The sequence below is a fragment of the Protofrankia sp. CiT1 genome (genome assembly GCF_917627335.1).
Taxonomy (GTDB): domain Bacteria; phylum Actinomycetota; class Actinomycetes; order Frankiales; family Frankiaceae; genus Protofrankia.
This window is the reverse complement of the sequence record NZ_CAKJTP010000100.1, coordinates 13,489-15,776: the sequence shown is the minus strand read 5'-3', so window position 1 is coordinate 15,776 and position 2,288 is coordinate 13,489. Positions and strand designations below refer to the sequence as shown.

At 66.7% G+C, this 2,288-nt stretch carries 1 protein-coding gene; it reads left to right on the top strand.

Features of this window, described 5'->3' with window-relative positions:
• The first annotated feature begins 99 nt into the window (after positions 1-99).
• Positions 100-2,226, top strand: a complete 2,127-nt coding sequence (locus MJ785_RS15305; RefSeq protein WP_239396218.1) for a serine/threonine-protein kinase — start codon at positions 100-102, stop codon at positions 2,224-2,226.
• Positions 2,227-2,288: the final 62 nt, after the last annotated feature.

The window sequence follows — 2,288 nt, the reverse complement described above, 5'->3', positions numbered from 1 at the left end:
ATTGATGGGGTATGTGACGGATGCATGACCAGGATGCGGGTGGGGTCTGTGCAGTCGGGTAATCTCCGTAGGTGATCAGGGTCGGCGAGAGGGGATCGAATGCTCGCGCCGCTGGCTGCTGACGATCCGCGCTCGGTTGGGCCGTACCGCCTGCATGGCCGGCTTGGTGAAGGCGGTATGGGGGTCGTCTACCAGGGTTTTGCCCCGGACGACACGCCGGTGGCAATCAAGTTCCCGCACCGCAACGTTGCCGCGGATCCCGAGTTCCGCGCGCGTTTTCGGCAGGAGGTCACGGCTGCCCGGCGGGTGCGTGGCACCTTCGTCGCTGAGGTGCTTGACGCGGACGTCGACGCTCCCCGGCCGTGGATGGCAACCGCCTATGTGGACGGTGTGAGCCTGGCGGACGCCGTGCGTCGGCGTGGTCGCCTGGACGGCACCGCGCTGATGAGTCTCGCCGTCGGCCTTGCGGAGGCTTTGGTCGTCATCCATGGTGCCGGTGTGGTGCACCGTGACCTCAAACCCGGGAACATCATTATGGCGTGGGACGGGCCGAAGGTCATCGACTTCGGTATTGCCCGGTTGTCCGATGCCACCGTGAACACGAAAACTGGTTTCAGTATCGGAACTGTCGCCTGGATGTCACCTGAGCAGCTATCCGGCGAACGCGCCGGACCCGCTGCCGACATCTTCGCCTGGGGCACCTGCGTCGCGTTCGCCGCGACTGGCCGGCATCCCTTTGCCGCTGAGACGCCGACCGCGTCGATGGCCAGGGTGCTCGGCGGTCCCCCCGATCTTGATGGCATTCCTGATCCGTTCGCCTCGGTGATCGCCAGGGCGCTGGCCAAAGCGCCTGCCGAGCGCCTCACCGCCGCTGCCGTGGTGGCCGGTCTCACCGGTCGGCAGATACACGGAATCACCGAATCGGAGCAGATCGCGACGCGTCTCGTCCGTGGCGCGGACGTCCCGCCGCCGGCACGCCAGTACGGGCAGCCCCCAGCGACCCGCCGGGAAGCCCCGTGGCCAGGCTGGCAGACCCCGCCGCCACCAGGCGTGGGCGGCTATCCCGGCTCTTCGCCTGGGACGCCCCCGCCGGACGGCTGGCAGCGGCCAGCCCGCGAGGAACTGCTGACGCCGCAGCCAGCACCACCGGCCGCGGCGGAGGCAGATGCGGATGCGCAGGCAGGGGCGGCACCACCGGCCGCGATCGACCTGCGTCGCATGCTTGCCCCCCCGGGCCCGCCCCAACAGGGCTGGTTCGGTCGTTCCGTGCCGATGTCAATGCCGATTCTGGCTGTCCTGCTGGTGGCAGCGCTTCTTGCGCTGATTCCCGCGGCGCTGCGGGTACCGGCGCTCTACCGGAACGGTGATTTGTGGGATGTTTTTGGCGAATTTGGGATCGCGTTTCTGGCGTTGCCGGTATCAATCATCGGTCTTGTGGCCGGAAACCGATGGGGTAGTTGGCGTGACTTCGCGGGCGGCTGTGTCGTCGGCCTGTCAGTGATGTCGCTGGCAGAACTCGGTTGGACCCATGAGGTCATTCATCAGCCAGCCCATGTGGGTTGGTGGATGATTGTGCTGGGTGCCGCGGTGGCTATGATCACCGTTTTTTCCTGGCGAGGCTGGACCGCTGGTTGGAGTTCGGGGCGCTGGACAGCCCTTGTCCTGTTGTCAGTCGGGCTGGGCGTCGTCATGTTCACCCGGGCCTATCCCCTTTGGAAATCCTACCTCCTTCCCGAGCAAAGCAGCCTGATCGGGGCATCTGTTGTCGGGGGGCTGCTGCTTCTTGCCAGTCTGCTGGCGCCGTCCGGAGGCCCGGCATTTCTCATCACGGCGACAGCTGCCGGCGTCTGTGCGCTCGAGATGTTCCAGCCGGAACTTAGGATTTACATGGCGGACAGTTTTGCCGTGGCCATTGGGCTGGTAGCGCTGGGTTTACTGTGCGATCGCCGGTTGGACCGTTTCTTTCTCTTCGCGGCAAGGGTCACAGCCGCGGTGGCGCTCCTGCGGGTGAAGGTGCCGCTGTTTCTGCCGGCGCGCTTTTTTGTCCCTCTTGGCGGCACCAACCTGGACCTGCCGGATGTCCACGTCGCCGCTTTCGGGACGATCGCGGTGCTTGCGCTGTTCGGGGCTCGCGTCGGCGGCCCGCTGCTGCCGATGCCCGGACCGTGGCAACCGCCGTCGTCTTCCGTGCCCCCGCCATACCGGGCCAACAGGCCGTATGGCTGACCGGCCGTGAATCGAACCCTTCTCGCGGCCTTGGCGCTTGTGCCCGGTGGACCCGCGGCTGG

Bases quoted from the DNA above. Each gene is read 5' to 3' on its own strand.
- MJ785_RS15305 (WP_239396218.1), top strand. From the start codon at position 100: ATGCTCGCGCCGCTGGCTGCTGACGATCCGCGCTCGGTTGGGCCGTAC.